16 protein-coding genes are annotated in these 21,186 nt (G+C 39.7%); 15 read left to right on the forward strand and 1 reads right to left on the reverse strand.

Going from position 1 to position 21,186, the window contains the following annotated elements; all coding sequences use genetic code 11:
* Positions 1-80: 80 nt before the first annotated feature.
* The 14 genes from preA to QFZ28_RS13965 all read left to right on the forward strand — a co-directional run bounded on the left by preA (position 81) and on the right by QFZ28_RS13965 (position 17,931).
* Positions 81-1,367, forward strand: a complete 1,287-nt coding sequence (gene preA / locus QFZ28_RS13900; protein WP_307195175.1) for an NAD-dependent dihydropyrimidine dehydrogenase subunit PreA — start codon at positions 81-83, stop codon at positions 1,365-1,367.
* A gap of 15 nt (positions 1,368-1,382) precedes the next feature.
* A complete protein-coding gene (gene hydA / locus QFZ28_RS13905; protein ID WP_307195176.1) occupies positions 1,383-2,801 on the forward strand; it encodes a dihydropyrimidinase in 1,419 nt (472 codons plus the stop codon).
* Positions 2,802-2,964: 163 nt separating this feature from the next.
* A complete protein-coding gene (locus tag QFZ28_RS13910) occupies positions 2,965-4,434 on the forward strand; it encodes an NCS1 family transporter (RefSeq protein WP_307195177.1) in 1,470 nt (489 codons plus the stop codon).
* 29 nt (positions 4,435-4,463) lie between these two features.
* Positions 4,464-4,682, forward strand: a complete 219-nt coding sequence (locus tag QFZ28_RS13915; RefSeq protein WP_307195178.1) for a hypothetical protein — start codon at positions 4,464-4,466, stop codon at positions 4,680-4,682.
* A 94-nt stretch (positions 4,683-4,776) separates the two neighbouring features.
* Positions 4,777-6,243 (forward strand): CoA-acylating methylmalonate-semialdehyde dehydrogenase, encoded by a 1,467-nt coding sequence (locus tag QFZ28_RS13920; protein WP_307195179.1) that lies wholly within the window; start codon positions 4,777-4,779, stop codon positions 6,241-6,243.
* Between the two features lie 17 nt (positions 6,244-6,260).
* Positions 6,261-7,616 (forward strand): aspartate aminotransferase family protein, encoded by a 1,356-nt coding sequence (locus QFZ28_RS13925; protein ID WP_307195180.1) that lies wholly within the window; start codon positions 6,261-6,263, stop codon positions 7,614-7,616.
* Positions 7,617-7,866: 250 nt separating this feature from the next.
* A complete protein-coding gene (locus QFZ28_RS13930; RefSeq protein WP_307195181.1) occupies positions 7,867-10,116 on the forward strand; it encodes an AAA domain-containing protein in 2,250 nt (749 codons plus the stop codon).
* A 341-nt stretch (positions 10,117-10,457) separates the two neighbouring features.
* Positions 10,458-11,570, forward strand: coding sequence for a glutamate 5-kinase (gene proB, locus QFZ28_RS13935; RefSeq protein ID WP_307195182.1), 1,113 nt, complete (start codon positions 10,458-10,460; stop codon positions 11,568-11,570).
* A gap of 8 nt (positions 11,571-11,578) precedes the next feature.
* Entirely contained in the window at positions 11,579-12,820 is a 1,242-nt protein-coding gene (locus QFZ28_RS13940; protein WP_307195183.1) for a glutamate-5-semialdehyde dehydrogenase, read from the forward strand.
* 123 nt (positions 12,821-12,943) lie between these two features.
* Positions 12,944-15,220, forward strand: a complete 2,277-nt coding sequence (locus QFZ28_RS13945) for an ATP-dependent DNA helicase (protein WP_307195184.1) — start codon at positions 12,944-12,946, stop codon at positions 15,218-15,220.
* Positions 15,221-15,316: 96 nt separating this feature from the next.
* Positions 15,317-16,084, forward strand: a complete 768-nt coding sequence (locus QFZ28_RS13950; protein ID WP_307195185.1) for a hypothetical protein — start codon at positions 15,317-15,319, stop codon at positions 16,082-16,084.
* Between the two features lie 20 nt (positions 16,085-16,104).
* Positions 16,105-16,968, forward strand: a complete 864-nt coding sequence (locus QFZ28_RS13955; protein WP_307195186.1) for a DUF3307 domain-containing protein — start codon at positions 16,105-16,107, stop codon at positions 16,966-16,968.
* An 83-nt stretch (positions 16,969-17,051) separates the two neighbouring features.
* A complete protein-coding gene (locus QFZ28_RS13960; RefSeq protein ID WP_307195187.1) occupies positions 17,052-17,576 on the forward strand; it encodes a type 1 glutamine amidotransferase domain-containing protein in 525 nt (174 codons plus the stop codon).
* Between the two features lie 64 nt (positions 17,577-17,640).
* On the forward strand, positions 17,641-17,931 hold the full coding sequence (locus QFZ28_RS13965) for a DUF1292 domain-containing protein (protein WP_307195188.1): 291 nt from the start codon (positions 17,641-17,643) through the stop codon (positions 17,929-17,931).
* Positions 17,932-18,005: 74 nt separating this feature from the next.
* On the opposite strand, the gene QFZ28_RS13970 is transcribed toward QFZ28_RS13965, so the two are convergent.
* On the reverse strand, positions 18,006-19,430 hold the full coding sequence (locus QFZ28_RS13970; protein ID WP_307195189.1) for a sigma-54 interaction domain-containing protein: 1,425 nt from the start codon (positions 19,428-19,430) through the stop codon (positions 18,006-18,008).
* A gap of 206 nt (positions 19,431-19,636) precedes the next feature.
* Here QFZ28_RS13970 and pruA point away from each other — a divergent pair, with 206 nt between their 5' ends.
* Positions 19,637-21,181, forward strand: coding sequence for an L-glutamate gamma-semialdehyde dehydrogenase (gene pruA, locus QFZ28_RS13975; RefSeq protein WP_307195190.1), 1,545 nt, complete (start codon positions 19,637-19,639; stop codon positions 21,179-21,181).
* Positions 21,182-21,186: the final 5 nt, after the last annotated feature.

Consider the following 21,186-nt stretch of genomic DNA (forward strand, 5'->3'; position numbering starts at 1 on the left):
TTTTACCATTGCCAAGGATATAAAAATGTAAACGCTTTCCCTCGTTGAAGCATGTTTCTATTAAAAAGGGGTGAATTCATTTGGCTGATTTACGTACTAATCTCGCAGGAATAAAATCTCCTAACCCATTTTGGTTAGCTTCTGCACCGCCAACCAATTCAGGGTATCAAGTCCAGCGAGCCTTTGAAGCAGGATGGGGAGGGGCTGTATGGAAGACATTAGGTGACCCCATCTTAAATGTTTCCGCTAGGTTTGCGGCGATCAGTTTTAACGGTCAGCGAGTTGCTGGATTCAATAATATCGAATTGATAACGGACCGGCCATTAGATGTTAATTTAAAAGAAATCTATGAAACGAAAAAGAGATTTCCAAACCATGCCATTATTGCGTCCTTAATGATGGAGCCAAAACAAGAAAAGTGGCATGAATTGGTTAAACGTGTTGAGGATGTTGGGGTGGATGGTCTGGAATTAAACTTTGGCTGTCCACATGGAATGGCTGAACGAGGAATGGGGTCTGCCTCAGGGCAGGTACCAGCCTTAGTAGAACAGCAGACTTACTGGGTAAAGGAAGTGGCAAAAACTCCTGTCATCGTAAAACTTACACCGAATATCACGGATATTACTGCGACTGCCGAAGCCGCATGTAATGGCGGAGCGGACGCTATCAGCATGATTAACACGATTAATAGTTTAATGGGTGTCGACCTAGATACCTGGAATACGATTCCTCATGTTGCTGGGAAGGGGGCGCACGGCGGTTATTGTGGTCCTGCCGTAAAACCGATTGCTTTAAACATGGTAGCAGAGTGTGCGAGGCATGCGAATATTAATGTTCCTATTTCTGGTATTGGAGGAATCTCGAACTGGCAGGATGCTGTTGAATTTATGCTAATGGGTGCAACGGGTGTCCAAATTTGCACGGCTGCTATGCATCATGGATTCCGTATTGTTGAGGATATGATTGAAGGACTCAGTCATTATTTAGATGGCAAGGGAATTAAATCCGTAAGCGAAATCATCGGGAAATCCGTCCCTAAATATTCGGATTGGGGTAATTTAGATCTTAATTATAATATTGTGGCAAAAATCAATACCGATGTGTGCATCAATTGTAACAAATGCCATATTGCCTGTGAGGATACTTCCCATCAATGTATTGACATGTTAACAAACGAAAACGGGGAGGGTTATCTGAAAGTTAGAGAAGAGGATTGTGTTGGTTGTAATCTCTGTTCTATTGTCTGCCCAGTGGATGGAGCAATCGATATGGTGGCAATACCAAATGAATTGCCAGCGATGACCTGGAATGAAAGACAGTCTGCCTTGAGTCTTGCAGCAGAATGTAAGATTGATAGTCATAAATAAGAAGGGAGAAATCGTATGAAGAAACTGATTAAAAATGGAACAATTGTAACAGCCTCAGATACCTATACAGCAGAAATATTAATTGAAGACGGAAGAATATCTCAGATTGGCACGAATCTATCAGCACAGGGAGCAGAAATAATCGACGCCAATGGCTGTCTTGTTATTCCTGGGGGGATTGATCCGCATACCCATTTAGATATGCCTTTTGGAGGAACCGTGACAAAGGATGATTTTGAAACGGGAACCATGGCGGCAGCTTTTGGGGGAACAACAACGATCATTGATTTTTGTTTAACGAATAAAGGTGAACCTTTAAAAAATGCGATCCAGACATGGCATGTAAAATCGAAGGAAAAAGCGGTAATCGACTATGGTTTCCATTTAATGATTGCCGAAATCAATGAGAATGTATTGAATGAACTTCCTTATGTGATTAATGAAGAAGGTATTACCTCTTTCAAAGTGTTTATGGCTTACAAAAACGTTTTTCAAGCAGATGATGAAACGCTTTTTCGAACCCTTGTTTCGGCAAAAGAACATGGAGCGCTTGTGATGGTCCATGCTGAAAATGGGGATGTCATTGATTATTTAACGAAAAAGGCCATCGCGGAAGGAAACAAAGATCCAATCTATCACGCCCTTACCAGACCGCCTGAACTAGAGGGGGAGGCAACGGGAAGAGCGGCGAAACTCACCGGACTAGCAAACTCGCAGTTATATGTGGTTCACGTTTCCTGCGCGGATGCGGTTGAAAAAATCGCCGAAGCACGCAGCAAGGGCTTTGAGGTTTGGGGTGAAACCTGTCCGCAATATTTAGTTTTAGATCAAAGTTACTTAGAAAGACCAAATTTTGAGGGTGCAAAATATGTTTGGTCTCCTCCGTTACGGGAGAAATGGAATCAAGAGGTGTTGTGGAATGCCTTAAAGAGTGGCCAGCTGCAAACGCTTGGTTCTGATCAATGCTCCTTTGATTTTAAAGGACAGAAGGATTTAGGAAGAGATGATTTTACCAAAATTCCTAACGGTGGACCGATTATTGAAGATCGACTATCGATTTTGTTCTCTGAGGGGGTGAAGAAGGGGCGCATTAGTCTTAATCAGTTTGTTGATATAACTTCTACTCGAGCGGCAAAATTATTTGGCTTATTCCCGAAAAAAGGGACAATTTCGGTGGGGGCAGACGCTGATATCGTCATCTTTGATCCACAAGTAGAAAGAGTGATCTCTGCTGAAACTCACCATATGGCAGTCGATTACAATGCTTTTGAAGGAATGAAAGTCACTGGAGAGCCAGTTTCCGTATTATCACGAGGTGAATTCGTCGTGAGGGATAAGCAGTTCGTCGGCAAACCAGGATCAGGCCAATATCTAAAGAGAGCCAAATACAATGTGAATGTACCAGTGAACCGAAACCAAACCTTATCCATTTAGCACCATAAAATAGAATACTATTTTCTCCATTCATTGTTGAACGACTCCAGCAATTGCTTGCTTCAAGAAGGCAGGCAATTGCCCTAAATAACCTCAGTTGTTGTCGGTGATTGAATTTGAATATTTAAATTCTTTTATTTAAAACCGAAAAAGGAGTGTTCATATGAAGAAAAGCCACTTAAAGTCTTCTGATTTATTACCAATTCAACAAAAGGACAGAAAAGTTACAAAGTTAGGATATTCGTTTATGTGGGTCGGGATGGTAGTGGTACTCGCTACCTTTGCTATTGGAGGTGCAGGAGTACAAAGTCTCTCCTTACCACTTGTTATTCTTGCTACCATTATCGGTTCACTCGCCATCGGATTTTTCATTTCCTTAATTGCTGATATCGGCATAGAGCACGGATTGTCATTCCCAGTGTATATGAGAGCCCCATTTGGGACAATCGGAACCCATATTCCTTCCATCACTAGGGGAGTTACCGCTTCAGCTTGGTTCGGGATCAATACCTATTTCGGCGCAACGGCCATGAACGGCATTTTAAATATTTTATTTGGATTTGAGAATTGGTTTGTCTGCTTTATTCTTTTTGCAATTGTTCAATTGGTAAATACGGCTCTAGGGATTAAGTCTATTGAGCGGTTTGCTGATTTAGCAGCGCCAATTATTATCCTAATCTCGATTTGGATGTACTCATCATTATCTGACCAAGCACAAGCTGCTGGCAGAGACGTTTGGAGCTGGGTAGAATCGCCTGTTACAGGCGGTGCGGCGTTTACAGCTTTTCTAGTTGTTATTTTTAGTAACATGGGCTTCTGGGCAACATTGAGTGCCGATATTCCATCAATTTCGCGCTACATGAAAGCTCCAGTAAACGAAAAGAACTGGTTTAAGAGAAATAAAAGTTCACTAATCGGAAATCTTATAGCCATGCCATTAACACAAACCTTTATGATCATCATCGGTGCGGTCTCTTATATTGCGGTATTAAATGCCGACCCTGTCGTTGCACTTCAAGAATCAGCCAGCGGATTAGTCCTTGCCGTTTTACTGTTGATGATTGTATTAGCCCAGTGGTCAACGAATACTGCTGCGAATGTGGTTCCAGCTGCAACCATTTTCTCTAATGTAGGAGGACCGAAGTTTCCTTTTTGGGCGGGTGTTATCACAGCAGGAATCGTGGGTACGATTGTTCAACCATGGGAGTTATTCGGGGTTATCATTCCAATTCTTCTAATTGTTGGCGGCGTATTGTCAGCAATCGTAGGCATTCTGTTTGCGGACTATTATTTAATCCGTAAAAGACGAGTAAATGTTCCGGCGTTATACGAAGACCAGGGGCAATTTAGATATTGGGGCGGTGTGAATCTTGCAGGCTTTATTGCTTGGATTATTGGCGGTTATATCTCCTATTTATTCCCGGCATACGGATTTTTAGTAGGGTTCTTACTTGGAGCAGTCATCTATTATGTGTTGGCGAAATACTGGTGGTTTAGGAAGTATCAACAAGCTGAAATTGAAGATCCATCTGATGCAAAATATCTAGGAATTTCAGTCGGGCGTGATTGGGTTATTGAAGAAGATTACGAGTCTGTCATCGAGGAAGCACCTGCTAGTTTAAAATTTGATTAATGAAAATTTCTAAATTATAGGGGGATACGATGTCAGATTATCAACAATATCTAAATGAACGAGATAAGCTTGATTTTTTTATTCAGAAGGGTTTTCGAATTAATGCTGTCCATGAACATCTTGATGGTGCCTCAGTTGAGTTTTACCACCCGAGCAGCAAGGAAAAAGAAATATTGCTTATTGGCACTGCTAATGCTAGAAAGTATTTTTCTAGTTTACTTATTAAACAGAATTTAGGCATAAAATGAGTTTAGAAGTATCAAAAGGGGATTGGTGCTTGTTACCCGTCCTCTTTTGAAATTTTTGTTTATAACACATTCATTTAACTAAGGAGGGGAATCGATGAGCGTGACAAAAAAGGATACTACCGTTCTACAAAATTTTATTAATGGCGCTTGGGTAAGTTCAAACAGCAGTCAGACACTAAATGTGCCAAATCCAGCAACAAATGAATTACTAACAAAGGTTCCTGTTTCAACGAAAGAAGATGTCAATGCGGCCGTTGCAGCAGCAAAGGAAGCGTTTAGCAAGTGGAAAAAGGTTCCGGTTCCAAAACGGGCAAGAATATTCTTTAAATATCATAGTCTATTAAGTGATAACCATGAAGAGTTAGCAAGATTGATTGTCCAAGAAAATGGTAAAGCATATAAAGAGGCATATGGAGAGGTTCAGCGTGGTATTGAATGTGTAGAATTTGCCTCGGGTGCACCTACCTTGATGATGGGTGAAACATTATCTGGAATTGCTGAAGAAATCGATTCAGAGATGTTCCGCTATCCATTAGGAGTTGTTGGGGGAATCACTCCGTTTAACTTTCCGATGATGGTGCCGCTTTGGATGTTTCCATTAGCCATTGCCTGCGGAAATACCTTTGTGTTAAAACCATCTGAACGAACACCGATTTTGGCTAATAGATTAGCAGAGTTGTTCTCTGAAGCGGGAGCTCCTCCTGGAGTCTTAAATGTCGTTCATGGTGCACATGATGTTGTAAATGGATTACTCGATCATGAAGATATTGCGGCTATCTCTTTTGTTGGTTCTCAGCCTGTTGCAAAGTATGTTTACGAACGAGCTGCAGCTAAAGGTAAAAGAGTTCAAGCGCTATCCGGAGCGAAAAATCATCATATTGTCATGCCTGACGCCGATATGGATAAGGCAGTACAGCATATTATTTCTTCAACGTTTGGAAGCGCAGGGCAGCGCTGTATGGCATGCAGTGCGGTTGTTGTGGTCGGTGACAATGAACAATTTGTTAAGGCGTTATCCAAAAAAGCTGATGAGTTAATCATCGGTAATGGAATGGATGACGAGGTGTTATTAACTCCTGTCATTAGAAAGGAACACCGTGACAAGGTTCTGGGGTACATTGAAAAAGGAATTGCAGAGGGTGCTGACTTAATCCGCGATGGACGCAAAGAAATTAGTGACCATCCAGAAGGGAATTTCTTGGGACCAACCATTTTCGATCATGTTACTCCTGAAATGACCATTGCCAAGGACGAAATTTTTGCCCCCGTTTTAAGTCTGCTCCGTGCGGGCGATTTAGATGAGGGACTGGAATATATTCGAAAATCCAGATATGGAAATGGAGCCACCATTTATACAAATAATGCAAAGGCAATCCGGCAGTTCCGTGAAGAAGCTGACGCGGGTATGCTCGGTGTTAACGTTGGTGTTCCGGCAACAATGGCGTTCTTTCCATTTTCAGGCTGGAAGGATTCCTTCTATGGTGATCTCCATGTAAATGGGAAAGACGGCTTAAACTTCTATACACGTAAAAAAATGATTACATCCCGTTTTGAAGCATAAAAAAGGAGGGACGGAGCATGGTTCAAACAGGTCGTCCGCATGAAGAATTACTTGCACAGGATGATAAATATTTATGGCATTCCATGAAGCCTTATAATCCCAATGCAACCATAGTTGCCACGAAAGCAGAAGGTTCTTGGGTAACCGATGCCAATGGAAAGCGCTATTTAGATGGTATGGCTGGATTATGGTGCGTGAATGTCGGCTATGGAAGAACAGAACTTGCCGAGGCAGCGTATGAACAGTTAAAGGAAATGGCATATTTTCCACTTACTCAAAGCCATATTCCGGCTATCAAACTTGCTGAAAAATTAAATGAGATGCTTGGCGATGAATACGTCGTCTTTTTCTCCAACAGCGGTTCAGAGGCGAATGAAACGGCTTTTAAAATCGTCCGTCAATATCATCAGCAAAAAGGGGATGTTAACCGCTACAAAATAGTATCCCGTTACCGAGGTTATCATGGAAATTCCATGGGTGCTCTAGCAGCAACAGGGCAAGCACAAAGAAAATATAAATATGAGCCGCTCACTCCAGGATTTATTCATGTTTCTCCACCAGATTCATATCGGGATGATGTTAATGTAAGTGATCCAAGGGAACTGTCATCAGTAAAAGAAATCGATCGGACCATGACCTGGGAGCTAAGTGAAACGATAGCTGCGATGATTATGGAACCTATCATTACCGGCGGGGGAATTCTAGTCCCTCCTGAAGGATACATGAAGGCAGCCAAAGAGGTTTGTGAAAAACATGGGGCTCTGTTAATTGTAGATGAAGTAATTTGCGGTTTTGGTCGAACTGGAAAAGCTTTTGGCTTTATGAATTACGATGTTAAGCCCGACATTATCACAATGGCGAAAGGGATTACGAGTGCGTACCTGCCGCTATCCGCAACGGCTGTTCGGAAAGAAATTTATGAAGCGTTTAAGGGAACGGAAGAATATGATTATTTCCGTCATGTGAACACCTTTGGGGGTAATCCTGCTGCTTGTGCCTTGGCATTAAAAAACCTAGAAATTATGGAAAAAGAAAACCTTTTTGACCGCTCGCGTGACCTTGGTAAACAAGTGGTCAATGAATTAAGTGACCTTCTTCAGGATCATCCATTTGTTGGCGATGTCCGTGGAAAAGGATTATTGGTGGGAATCGAATTAGTAAAGGATAAGAAGACAAAGGAACCTTTGGAGGTAACACTAGTTAATCAAGTAATTGCCAATTGCAAACAGGAAGGGTTGTTAATCGGTAAAAACGGCGCCACTGTTGCGGGATACAATAATGTATTAACCCTTTCACCGCCATTAAATATTAAACAGGAAGATATAAATTTTATTATTAAGACTGTTAGTAATTCAATTAAAAAACTCAAATAAGCATTAAAAAGTCCTAAGTGTTAAAAAAACACTTAGGACTTTGACAACCAATAAAAAACGAAAAAAATCTATAATTGATTTTATAACGAACATACCGGGGCGAAGATTAGATATAATGTCGAAATTATTCACTGTATAACATTTTACTAACTACAGATTTTTTACAAGTTAGATTTATTTTTATGGATAAAACATGCTATAGTAAATTGACCATTTAGGCTAACTAGCTTTTAATTTGAGGATGAAAAAGATGACGAAGACGGTTTATATGAAAGAGTGGCAGCAGGCACTGCAAAATGAAATACTTTTTTTAAAAAAATATGGCAGTAACAAATATAGAGTGACCAATGGCAGACTGCTATCCAACGATGGCACATTTACCTATTATTTTGACACTGCCTTTGCATTAAAAATACCAGTTGGTTCTTCTATCACGATTGTATGGGGCGGGGTAAAACAGGGAGGAAGGACCCTATCTTCTGAGGGGAAGGGGATTATTGTTCAATTAGAGAAATCGTTAGGTGATTTAATTCCTGAAGCCTATATCTATCACGATCCATGGGAGCTTCTAGAACAGCTTATCGAACGGTTAGATGAAGTCAACAAAAACAAGCAGAAACGTTTAAGAATCAACCGATTAATGGACCCTTCAATGCCCGCAAAACACCCGATTGAAAAGATTAAAAGCAATGTCCATGAATTAGTTCTACGCTCAAAATACAACCCCGTCACCTTTGTATGGGGACCGCCTGGAACGGGTAAAACCTATACACTTGCACGGGTTGCTGCAAATAAATATTTTCAAGAAAAAACGGTACTAATTCTTTCGCATAGTAATCAGGCAGTAGATGTATTAATCAGTGAAATATCGGCTTTTATTAAAAAGAAAGACCGCTTCAAAGAAGGGGATGTGCTTCGCTACGGTTCTAATACTGGAGTAGGAGAGGATTGCGAAGAAGCACTTACCACCAGTCAGCTTCTCCAAAAACAGGAACATAGTCTTGTAGAAGATAAAAATGCATTCATAGAAGAAAGAAAAAACCTAAAACAAGATATAGCCCGTTCCTTTAGTAAAAGGGATACGAATCAGCTATTGGAACTAGAGAAAAAAATTACAAGAGTGCTTGAAAAAATACGTCAAAAGGAAATAGAGTTTGTAAAGAATGCCTTTGTGGTTGGATCCACGCTTGCTAAAGCAGCAAGTGACCCTGCTATATATGGGAAGGAATTTGATGTTGTTATTTTGGATGAAGCAAGTATGGCCTATGTTCCACAGGCAGCATTCGCCGCTTCGCTTGGTAAACGAGTAATCATTTGCGGAGATTTTAAACAATTACCGCCAATTGCTTCCTCAAGAGACTCGCTCGTAACAAAATGGCTGAAAGAGGATGTTTTTCACCGAGCAGGTGTTGTAGATTGGGTTGAGGATGGTAAGCTCCATCCACATTTATTCTTATTGCAAGAACAGCGAAGGATGCACCCAGATATCTCTGCGTTTACCAATCGATACATTTATCATTCGATGGTAGGTGATCATCCAAGTGTTCTAAGCAGCAGGAAGAAAATCGTTGATTTTGCACCTTTTCCCGGACGGGCTGCCATCCTTTTAGATACAAGTTATATGGGTGCTTTTTGTATAAATGAAAAAAGTTCTAATTCAAGATCCAATCTATGGCAGGCTCTGATTTCTTTTCAATTGATACATGAATCCTATCTCGGTGGTGCCCGTTCCATTGGGTATGTAACTCCCTACCGGGCACAAGCAAATTTAATGGATCTTTTGCTGCAGGATTTATATGAAAAAGAACGGTTAACGGCAGATATCGTTTCTGCTACCGTTCACCGCTTTCAGGGCAGTGAAAGAGATGTAATGATCTTTGATACGGTTGATTCCAATCCACAGGAACGGGCGGGCATGCTATTAACAGGTAAAGATAGTGAACGACTCATTAATGTGGCGATTACACGAACAAAGGGAAAGTTTATTCATGTCTCTAATATTGCTTTTATCCGCAAACATGTCTACAATAGGAAAACGATTAGACAGCTTGTTGAACATCAAGAAAAGTACCAGCAAAGTGTTAGAACAAAGGATATTGGTATGTGGATTAAAAATCAGCATCTTAAGTTAAAGTGGATCCATGCACTAAAATTAGACAAGGTGCTTAAGGACATAGAAAATGCACGGTCTTCTATTGTTATTTCCTTACCAGTAACGATTGTTTTACCAGAGGCATGGACAAATGTTTTGGTTCATCGTAATTCGTCCGCCACACTCACTGTTATTTCTGAGAAACCCATTCCAGAAATACAGGCTGACTTATGGCAGGAGGCTGGATGTGCGTTCCCGTTTGTCGTCATTGACGAGCATATTCTCTGGCTCGGTTTCCAGTTAGGAAGAGGAAAAGGGTTACAGCCTCCCTTTATTGCAGCAAGATTAAATTCAGAAAAGGTATGCGAATATTTAATCGGACAGATAGTAACAAAAACAATAGACTAGGGAACTAAAGTAATGATTTAATTTTCAAAAAACGTCCTTGACAATTCGCTCATTTCTATAGATAATAAATAAAATTACAAATTGTTAATGGTATGGGATTAGTAAACTTGGGAACGTGCTAGAGAGTGAAACCCACAGGCTGTAAGGTTTCTCACGGGAAAGAGATTGAACCTGCCCTTTTCGCACCGCTTATGCAAACATAAGCCGTTTTCCCTCGTTACGGAGTCAAAGTGGATGCTTTTTCGGCATCAATGAAGGTGGTACCGCGGAAACGATTTTTCCGTCCTTTTTATAAGGACAGAAGAGTCGTTTTTTATTTTTTTAAGAGGGGTAAGAGTAGGATGAAGAAACAACTTGTAGTAGTGAAAATAGGAAGTAGTTCGTTAACTACAGCTTCAGGGACGATTTCTGAAGAGAAAATCCGTGACCATGTCGAAGCACTTGCCTGCATAAAAGAACAAGGCCATGATGTCATACTGATCTCATCCGGTGCAGTAGCAGCAGGATTTGGAGCGTTAGGGTATCCGACACGGCCAAAATCTACAGCGGGAAAGCAGGCTGCAGCAGCAGTAGGTCAGGGATTATTGATGCAGCATTATCATTTACAATTTAAAAGGTTTGGTATTGTCCCGGCCCAAATTCTATTAACTAGAGAAGATTTTTACAGCCTTGAGCGGTTTCACAATCTTTATAATACCATTACAGAACTGCTTCAAAGGGGCGTTATACCGATTATTAATGAAAACGATTCTGTTTCGATTGAGGAATTAACCTTTGGTGATAATGATATGCTGTCTGCACTTGTAAGCGGGTTTTTACATGCGAATGCGTTAATCATCTTAACGGATGTAAATGGTTTATATAATGGAAATCCAAAAGTGATGAAGGATGCGAAAAAATATGACTTCATTCCGAGGGTTAACGATGAACTGCTTGAAGCAGCAGGAGGCAGCGGTTCTTCGGTTGGAACAGGCGGGATGAAATCGAAGCTGCTGGCAGCGAAAAAGGCTCTTTCCTTCGGGGTTAGTGTCTTTGTCGGGAAAGGTCTGGGGAAGGAAAAACTGTTAAATATCTTAGAGGGTAAAGGCGACGGAACTTATATTGGAGGCTCTTTTCAGACACAAATGCAAAAGAAAAAGCAATGGATTGCTTTTCATTCTCATACTGCTGGCGTTGTGGAGATTGATGACGGTGCAGAAGAAGCAATCGTTGCTAATGGAAAAAGTTTGCTGCCTGTTGGTGTTACAAATGTTATTGGTGATTTTAATGCGATGGATGTTGTCGAGGTTCACAATCAAAAAGGCGAATTGATTGGCAAAGGACAAACCTATTATTCTGCAAAAAATCTACAAATGGTCAAAGGTTTACCTGGTGAGAAAACGAAAGATTTTTCAATCAATAAACGTGCAGAAGTGATTCATCGAAATAACTGGGTCTCTCTGCCAGAGGAGTGAATTTTGTAATGAGTGAATTACTAGAAAAAGCAAAAAAACTAAAAACAGCCTCAAAAGCTCTTGCTATACTTACTACTGAAGAGAAAAATGAAGCCTTAGCGAAAATGGCTGACCGATTACTGACAGAGAAGGAATTGATTCTTACTGAAAATGCCAAAGATATCCAAGCAGGAAAGGAAAATGGATTTTCTCCTTCTTTGTTGGATCGGTTATTGCTTACTGAAGAAAGAATTGAACAAATAGTGGAAGGGATTCGTCAGTTGATTGAACTCCAAGATCCAATCGGGGAAACGATTGAAGCTTGGGAGCGGCCAAATGGTTTGCAGATTCATACCGTTCGTGTTCCGCTTGGTGTCATCGGTATGGTGTATGAAGCGCGTCCGAATGTAACCGTGGACGCAGGCAGTCTTTGCTTAAAAGCGGGAAATGCTGTCCTTTTAAGAGGAAGTACTTCGGCTCTTCACTCTAATAAGGCACTTGTGAAAGTCATGCGTGACGCTTTAGCTGAAAGTAAGATACCAGCAGATGCGGTTCAACTGCTGGAGGATACGAGCAGAGAAACGGCTTCGCAAATGTTTAAACTAAATCAATATCTTGATGTTTTGATACCTCGCGGGGGTGCAGGTTTGATTCAATCTGTTATCCAAAATGCTACCGTACCTGTGCTTGAAACGGGTGTTGGGAATTGTCATATCTTTATTGATGAAAATGCACAAAAACAAATGGCTGTTGATATTACGATTAATGCAAAATTGCACCGTCCTTCTGTATGTAACGCCGCTGAAACCCTTCTCCTTCATGAGAATTGGCCATATATACCAGAGATTCTTCATTCCTTAAAGGAAAAAGGAGTAGAGCTTAGAGCAGATGAAGAGCTTGCTGCACAATATCCATTTGTAAAAAAAGCGGTAGAAGAGGACTGGCAGAATGAATTTTTAGCACCAATCCTAGCCGTGAAATTGGTTAAGAGTGTAAAGGGAGCCATCCAACATATTGACGAGTACGGAACAAAACATTCGGAAGCAATCATCAGTGAAAACGGTGAAAATGTACGGTTGTTCTTCCAGGCAGTGGATGCAGCGGTCGTTTATCATAATGCCTCCACCCGCTTTACCGATGGGGAACAATTTGGCTACGGAGCGGAAATTGGGATTAGTACACAAAAACTGCATGCACGCGGCCCAATGGGGTTAAGAGCGATAACGACTACAAAAGCAATTGTCCAGGGTACAGGTCAGATTCGTTCATAATAAGTATTAGAGAACAAGGCAGATTCTTGTTCTCTATTTTTTTTCAATCATTGATTATGTGAGAAATGATTTCTGTTATAATATTATAAGAACGTATATTCTTATTCGGAGAAGGTGAGATTCTTGACTAATTCCGTTCAAATTGCGGTTAGAACGCTCGTGGAACATGTTTATAGCAGTGGCAGTATTGATTCCAGGTTCAGATCACAGTCCACGATGTTAGATGGAACAAGAATTCACCAAAAAATCCAACATACATATCAAGAAAGTGATCAAAAGGAAGTTTATCTTCGGGCTGACCTGTCTTTTAAAGACCTTGTATTTACAATTGATGGCAGATGTGATGGTTTATTATTCCGCGATGGAGCGTTAATCATAGATGAGATTAAATCCACCTCGCAGCCGTTGGAACACCTAGGACGAGAAGGTATTCCTGTTCATTGGGCACAAGCAAAAATGTACGCTTATATCTATGCTAAGGATCACCTGCTTCCGGAGATTTTTGTACAGCTAACCTATGTACAGGTTGAAAGTGATGAGAAAAAATATTTTAAACAGTGTTTTACATTTGAGGATTTAGAGATATTTGTTCATGAGGTAGTAGAGCGTTATTATCCTTATGCAAAATTACTTCATGACCATCGGAAAGCTAGGAATGAAAGCAGTAAACAACTTGTGTTCCCGTTTGAGTCTTACCGTGCTGGACAAAGGAAACTAGCGGGTGGTGTTTATAAAACGATATCAGAAGAAAAGAGTTTGTTTGTAAAAGCCCCAACTGGTATCGGCAAAACGATTTCAACCTTATTCCCAGCAGTTAAAGCAATGGGGGAAGGCTATCTAAATCGTATTTTTTATCTTACCGCAAAAACCATTACCCGAACAACGGCAGAAGAGGCTGCAGAACGTATGCGATCCTGCGGGCTATGTATGAAATCCGTTACGATTACGGCTAAGGACAAGGTTTGTTTTAAGGATGAAACGAAATGTCAGAAGGACTATTGTGAGTTTGCGGATGGCTACTATGACCGAATAAATGAAGCCATTCTAGATATCATGTCCAATGAAAGCTGTATGAATCGTGAGGTAATTGAGAAGTATGCACGCAAACATTTCATTTGTCCCTTTGAATTCTCTATCGATCTTGCTTATGTCACTGATGCTGTCATTTGTGATTATAATTATATATTTGACCCTCGCGTCTCATTAAAACGCTTGTTTGAGGAGCAGAAAAAGTCCACACTTTTATTAGTCGATGAAGCACATAATCTGGTTGATCGCGGAAGAGAAATGTTCTCTTCCTCCTTAAACAAAGATTCATTTCTCCAATTGAAAAAGGAATTTAAAACTGTTAATAAGGTTATTTATGATTATTCTTCTAAAATAAATGCTTGGTTTATTTCTTTGAAAAAGAATTATGGCGAGCAGAGTGAGTTTACTCTTGAGCAGCTGGATGAGGAATTGGTCGAGTTGTTAATGCAATTTAATGAAGGTGCTGAACTTTATCTGCAAAGAGAGAACGCTCCAAATCTATTGGAGCTGTACTTTCAAGTAAATGCTTTTTTGAAAATAGTTGAATTACTTGATGATCATTATGTGATTTATGGAGAGAAAAATAAAAACGATATAACATTAAAGTTGTTCTGCATCGACCCATCCAAACTGCTGCAGAAGATGGGGAAAAACTATCGGTCCAAAGTCTTTTTTTCAGCTACTCTATCACCACTATCTTATTATCAGGATATACTAGGCGGGCAAGTGGACGATTATACCCTGTCGATTCCTTCGCCATTTCATGAAGAACAGACCGATATTTTTATCAAGCCGCTCTCGACTAGATATCGTGACCGGGAGAGAACTAAAGCATCAATTACATCCATGATTCATTCATTAGTTCAGAACCGTCCAGGTAATTATTTAGTCTTCTTTCCATCCTATCAATATTTATTTGTTGTATACGAACAGTTCATAACAGAATTCCCGGGTGTTCATACCTTACTTCAGGGTGCGGGAATGTCTGAAGAGGATAGAGAAGCATTTTTAGAGAAGTTCAAACCGAATCAAACAGAGACATTGATTGGTTTCGCCGTACTTGGCGGTGTTTTTTCAGAAGGTGTCGATTTAAAAGGTGACCGGCTAAATGGAGTGGTTGTGATAGGTGTAGGTCTGCCGCAGCTTTGTTATGAACGTAATCTCATAAAGGATCATTTTAATCAAAAGGAAAAAAGCGGCTATGACTATGCCTATGTATTTCCTGGAATGAACAAGGTATTACAGGCGGGCGGACGGTTAATTCGTTCAGAAGAGGACCATGGGACGATTGTGCTGGTAGATGACCGGTTCTTACAAAGGCAGTATCAAGACCTGCTTCCACTAGAGTGGCGAAATTTTACGGTCATATAGGACCATTTTATCTAATTGGATGAAAGTTTGACTATTTACTCTAAATTAAATAAAATTAGACTATACAATCTAATTTTTTGTACAAAGGAGTTAGTCATGAATCATCCTATTTCCATTTTTATACTAGATGTCAGTAACTCTTCGTCCGCTGAAATGGGAGAAGAATTGACGAACTACTTAGATGAGCTAGTAAACTCAATTACTGTTTGGACAAAAGAGTTCGGCCATTGCAAGGTAAAACACCGTGCTGGCGATGAAATTATCTTTGCTGGTTATGGCTATTCCACTGCCTATATTATCGCATTTTTTATAAGCAGGGTTTGGAAGTATCGTGACCATACCCCTTATTTTGGTTTGTCTTTTGGGGATAGTGATAAAGAGTTAGAAGAAGTTGATATTGAGAAATGGATTCACCCGTTAATTAAGCAGGCAAGATATGCGAATGACTTATTAAAAAAAGAGCAAGTCAGACCGCTATTTAAATTTGAACTTGATCAATTTTATCAAAAAATTTCACCGTTTCCTTATAACCAGTTTCGGAATGAGTTTGAGGTTTTAATCAATTCATTATTACGTGTCCAGATGACCATGTTGAAAGAGCAAACACCTATTCAGGAACAAGTTTTTACCTATTTTCTTATCTTACAGCAGCAAAAAGCAGTAGCAAAACTGCTTGAAAAAACAGCACCGACGATCTCTAGTCATTATAAAAAAGGAAAATCAGAAGAAATCATAAAGGTTTTTACGGAATTGGTCACTATTTTAGATTCGCTGCAGGAAAAATCTTATAACCAAAAAGCAAACAGTGAATCATTGATGGAATCCATTCGACATCATTTAAAGATAAATCACATGAAACAATAACCCGATAGAGAGGAGTTTCCATGCTTTTATTATCCCTCATTCTCGCCCATCTCATAGCTGATTTTTATTTGCAGACCGATGAAATGGTATTAGATAAGATGAAAAATATTAAGAAGCATATGAGTCACCATTTTCTTTTAAATTTACTGGTGCTGACTGTTTTTTACCTTGTTTCTTTTAAAGAAATGAGTGTTTTTAGTCGTCTCGTTTTTCCGTTGGTTTTTATTGTGAGCAGCCATTTTTTAATCGACATACTTAAAATCAGGCTGTTTGATACCTTAAAAATAAGCCATGAAGAAAACCTAAAAAGAGCTAGTTTTTTCCTGATTGATCAGTTAATACATCTTGTGTTGATATTGCTTGCTGGACAGTTGTTTTTAGGAGTTAAACTTGCAGGCATTCATGAGTTCTTTCTCTACGGGAAGGAATTGGGAACTATCAACTCTGTTTTATTCATTTTTATAGTCATTATTCTTGCCACTAGTGTAAGTGGTCATTTGATTAAAATCATTCTAGGCTCACTGCCTAATCAACTTTTAACCTTTGAAGGAAAATATACATTTAAAAATGAACGGCAAGAGGCGCAATTTGCTAATAATCATAGTGGTAATCGAGCATTGACAGAGGAATACAACTACACGATTTTTAGTAAACACGATCTCTCCCGTGGGAAATTAATTGGTTATATTGAGAGATTACTAGTCTTAGTGTTAACCTTCTATAGTGCTTATCCAGCCATTGGATTTATCGTCGCGGCAAAGTCGATTGCTCGGTTCAAACAAATGGATGACCGCAATTGGGCTGAGTATTTTCTGTTAGGTACGTTAACATCGATGTTCATAGGAATTACTCTTGGAATACTTCTGCGGGAAGTGTTGACCTAGACACCACTGATTAGAAATAATCGTGGTGTTTTTTTGTAATTTGTATTTTCTATGTCATAATTAAAAAAGAGGAGGGAAGAATAATGCGATTAAAAGGTAAGAAAGTTGTTAGTCTTGTCCATCATGATTTTGAAGATCTTGAATTATGGTATCCCATTCTAAGACTTAGAGAAGAAGGGGCAGTTGTTCACTTAGCAGGTGAGAAGGCTGAGGATGAATACATAGGTAAATACGGTGTTCCCGCAAAATCGGATTACTCCTATAGTGACATTAAAGGAGAAGAGTACGATGCTATTTTGGTTCCAGGAGGATGGGCGCCAGATAAAATCCGCCGCTTTCCTGAAGTTCTTTCACTGCTTCAAAATTTCGAAGAAAACAAAAAGCCGATTGGACAAATCTGCCATGCAGGATGGGTTCTAATTTCTGCGAAAATATTGCAGGGTAAGAAGGTAACAAGTACTCCTGGGATTAAGGATGATATGGAAAATGCAGGTGCAACTTGGTATGATGAACCGGTTGTGGTCGACGGACATTTAGTCTCAAGCAGACGCCCGCCGGATTTACCGGATTATATGCGGGAATTTATTAAAGTCATCGAGCAAAAATAAGTTATTTTAAGCATTATTTCCAGGCTTTTTAGAGATACTTATGGAATGAATGCTTATTCTTATAATGAGAGGGAGATGTGCCGTGGCAAATATTGAAGTAGGAGAAGTTTTTACGATTAGTGATGAAACAGATCAGGAGCAGGAAGTAGAAGTATTAGCTTCTATCAATATAGAAGGCACCAATTATGTAGCGGTAGGATTTGTAGAAGATATTAATGAGGAAACAGAAGAGGATATAGATATCTTTTTCTTAAAGGTTGACGAAGAAGGAGATTTAACAGCAATCGAAAGCGATGAGGAATTTGATAAAGTTTCTGCTGCTTTTGAAGAGATCATGGATGAGGAAGAGGAATAATTATTGGATAATAAAAAAGCTGGCATTTGCCAGCTTTTTTATAGTCTGTTTAAATACAGTTTTTGAAGATCTTGTTAATCTTGCTTTATTTTTAGTTTTTTCATTCGATACTGAAGGCTTTGGCGGCTTAATCCTAGTACATCTGCAGTTCTTGAAATGTTGTAATCATTATTTTTCCAGACATGTTCAATGTAGGACTTTTCAAAGTATTCCATTTGATCCTTCAGTGAAGCCGTCATATCTGTCCCTTCTTTCAAAAACATATCAACGGAGACAGAAGGAGTGTTTCTGTCTTTTACATGCAATTTGCTTCGATATTGATAGGGAAGATGCGAGTACTCAATTAGTTCTTCATCATCCATCATAATGTTCATAGCCGCTTCAATCAGGTGTTCTAGTTCACGGACATTTCCATGCCAGCCATACTCTAGAAAAGAAGCTTCGACCTCTTCTGATAATCCTTTAACATTCATTTGAAAGAGGTCGTTGTACTTCTTAATAAAAAGCTGGGCAAGCAGCGGAATATCTTCTTTTCGCTCTCTTAAAGGCGGAATGAAGACAGTAACGACACCAAGACGGTAATATAAGTCCTTCCGCATATGGTTATTAGTTACCGCATCAATCGGGTCCTCGTTAATATTTGCTATTACACGAACATCAACGGGGGTATCTTTTGTATCCCCAACCCGGCGGATGGTTTTTTCTTGAAGTGCACGAAGCAGTTTAGCCTGAAGGTTTAGATTAAGAGAATTAATCTCATCAAGTAACAACGTTCCTCCATTTGCTTGTTCAAATAATCCTGGCTGGTCGATGGCTCCGGTAAATGCACCACGCCTTGTGCCGAATAGAAGACTTTCTATTAAGTTATCAGGCAAAGCCGCACAGTTTTGAGAGATAAAGGGGCCGGAAAACCGACTGCTGGCATTATGTATACTTTGGGCAAACAGCTCTTTTCCAGTTCCGGTTTCTCCCACAATTAAGACGTAAGATGAGGTCCGTGCGGCACGCTTAGCACCTTCAATCACTTCCTTCATCACTGTACTGTACCCTGTAATACTATCAAAAGTATATCTAGTGTTACCTTTACGAGTGATATTCCCTTTTATTAAACGTTCCAGCTTGGTCACGTCGTTGGCGATTTCAACTGCACCTAACAGTTCTTCGTTTTCATAAATAGGAATGGTATTGTTGTTGGTGGTTATTTCCCGGCCTTTGTTATTAAAGTAGGTTTGTTTAACATTCTTTGTCTCTTTTCTATCTTGAAGCGCTTTTACAAGTGTGCTAGTTTGATCTTCTTTAAACATAAAGACATCTAACAGATTCTTATTCATTACATCCTGGATGTCCATCGATTCCATTTGGGCCATTTTATAATTATAAATAACGGTATTTCCTGAAGCATCTACAGCATGGACCCCAACGTCCACTTCATCTAAAATCCTTTTATACATGGAAATAAGATACTGCAGGTATTCTAGTGTTATTTTTGTCTGATCCATGAGAGTCATTCCCCTTATTGTTTATCATTTCTATTAAAACAAATAATCTGAAATAGCGCAAAATATTTTTGCGTTAAATATATTTTAAAAATTTTGCGCATAAAAATTTTGCGTTTAATAATATAAATCCCTTATTAATATAGATTTTACGTTTGGCACGGAACTTGCATTATGTTATTTTGTACAAACGACAAGGGGGAAAAAGAATGAAACCGTATACGCATGAACCATTTACTAATTTTTCAGAAGAAGCAAATAAACAAGCATTTCAACAAGCTCTTTCATATGTTCAATCCCAGTTAGGGAAGGAATATCCAGTTGTGATTGGCGGAGAGTCTATTACAACCGATAAAAAGATTCAGTCTATTAATCCAGCTAATAAAGAAGAAGTCATTGGAAGTGTTTCGATGGCGGACCAAGAACTTGCCGAAAAGGCCATGCAAACAGCATTAACTGCATTTGAATCTTGGAAAAAGTGGAAACCTGAACATCGAGCCAATATCCTATTCCGTGCGGCAGCGATGTTACGCCGCCGTAAACATGAATTTTCAGCGTATCTAGTAAAAGAAGCTGGAAAGCCATGGAAGGAAGCAGACGCGGATACTGCAGAAGCGATCGATTTTATCGAGTATTACGGTCGTCAAATACTTCGCATTAAAGAAGGTTTTCCTGTTCAAAGCCGTGATGGGGAATACAATCAATATCACTACATTCCACTAGGTGTAGGTATTATCATATCACCTTTTAACTTCCCATTGGCGATTATGGCTGGAACAACAGTCGCAGCCATTGTCTCTGGTAACACCGTTCTGTTAAAGCCAGCTAACTCAACACCAATTGTGGCTGCAAAATTTGTAGATCTTATGCATGAGGCGGGACTTCCAAATGGAGTATTAAACTTTGTACCTGGAAGTGGGGCGCAGATTGGGGATTACCTAGTAGACCATCCAAAAACACGGTTCGTTTCCTTCACTGGTTCACGTGAGGTAGGCTGCAGAATCAATGAACGGGCTGCAAAGGTACACCCAGGGCAAATTTGGATCAAACGTGTCATTGCAGAAATGGGCGGTAAGGATACAGTTGTTGTTGATAATAATGCCGATTTAGATTTAGCTGCAGCAAGCATTGTTTACTCAGCTTTTGGATTCTCTGGTCAAAAATGTTCTGCAGGCTCTCGTGCAGTTGTACATCAGGATGTTTATGATGAAGTGCTTGAAAAAGCTGTTGCGTTAACAAAGACACTTACACTTGGTAACCCAGAGAATCTTTCTAATTATATGGGTCCAGTGATTGATGATAAATCATTTAAAAAGATCATGAATTATATCGAAATTGGTAAACAAGAAGGAAGATTAATGACTGGCGGAGAGGGCGATGACTCTGAGGGTTACTTTATCCAACCAACAATTTTTGCGGATTTAGATGAAAATGCCAGACTTATGCAAGAGGAGATCTTTGGACCAGTTGTGGCTTTCTCAAAAGCTCGTGATTTTGATCATATGATGAAAATCGCAAACAACACAGATTACGGTTTAACAGGTGCTTTAATTTCTAATAACCGTGAGCATATCGAACGTGCGCGCGAAGAATTCCACGTGGGAAATCTTTATTTTAACCGTACGTGTACAGGAGCGATTGTTGGTTATCAGCCATTTGGAGGATTCAACATGTCAGGAACAGATTCTAAAGCAGGCGGTCCCGATTATTTACTGCTTCACATGCAAGCAAAAACGACTTCCGAAACGCTATAAGGGGG

It is taken from the genome of Neobacillus niacini (genome assembly GCF_030817695.1).
Classification (GTDB): Bacteria; Bacillota; Bacilli; order Bacillales; family Cytobacillaceae; genus Neobacillus; species Neobacillus niacini_F.

What these genes read in the sequence shown, in the direction of transcription:
- hydA (WP_307195176.1), top strand. Translation starts at nt 1,383, where the DNA reads ATGAAGAAACTGATTAAAAATGGAACAATTGTAACAGCCTCAGATACC.
- QFZ28_RS13910 (WP_307195177.1), top strand. Translation starts at nt 2,965, where the DNA reads ATGAAGAAAAGCCACTTAAAGTCTTCTGATTTATTACCAATTCAACAA.
- QFZ28_RS13915 (WP_307195178.1), top strand. Translation starts at nt 4,464, where the DNA reads ATGTCAGATTATCAACAATATCTAAATGAACGAGATAAGCTTGATTTT.
- QFZ28_RS13920 (WP_307195179.1), top strand. Translation starts at nt 4,777, where the DNA reads ATGAGCGTGACAAAAAAGGATACTACCGTTCTACAAAATTTTATTAAT.
- QFZ28_RS13925 (WP_307195180.1), top strand. Translation starts at nt 6,261, where the DNA reads ATGGTTCAAACAGGTCGTCCGCATGAAGAATTACTTGCACAGGATGAT.
- QFZ28_RS13930 (WP_307195181.1), top strand. Translation starts at nt 7,867, where the DNA reads ATGACGAAGACGGTTTATATGAAAGAGTGGCAGCAGGCACTGCAAAAT.
- proB (WP_307195182.1), top strand. Translation starts at nt 10,458, where the DNA reads ATGAAGAAACAACTTGTAGTAGTGAAAATAGGAAGTAGTTCGTTAACT.
- QFZ28_RS13940 (WP_307195183.1), top strand. Translation starts at nt 11,579, where the DNA reads ATGAGTGAATTACTAGAAAAAGCAAAAAAACTAAAAACAGCCTCAAAA.
- QFZ28_RS13950 (WP_307195185.1), top strand. Translation starts at nt 15,317, where the DNA reads ATGAATCATCCTATTTCCATTTTTATACTAGATGTCAGTAACTCTTCG.
- QFZ28_RS13955 (WP_307195186.1), top strand. Translation starts at nt 16,105, where the DNA reads ATGCTTTTATTATCCCTCATTCTCGCCCATCTCATAGCTGATTTTTAT.
- QFZ28_RS13960 (WP_307195187.1), top strand. Translation starts at nt 17,052, where the DNA reads ATGCGATTAAAAGGTAAGAAAGTTGTTAGTCTTGTCCATCATGATTTT.
- QFZ28_RS13965 (WP_307195188.1), top strand. Translation starts at nt 17,641, where the DNA reads ATGAGAGGGAGATGTGCCGTGGCAAATATTGAAGTAGGAGAAGTTTTT.
- QFZ28_RS13970 (WP_307195189.1), bottom strand. Translation starts at nt 19,430, where the DNA reads ATGGATCAGACAAAAATAACACTAGAATACCTGCAGTATCTTATTTCC.
- pruA (WP_307195190.1), top strand. Translation starts at nt 19,637, where the DNA reads ATGAAACCGTATACGCATGAACCATTTACTAATTTTTCAGAAGAAGCA.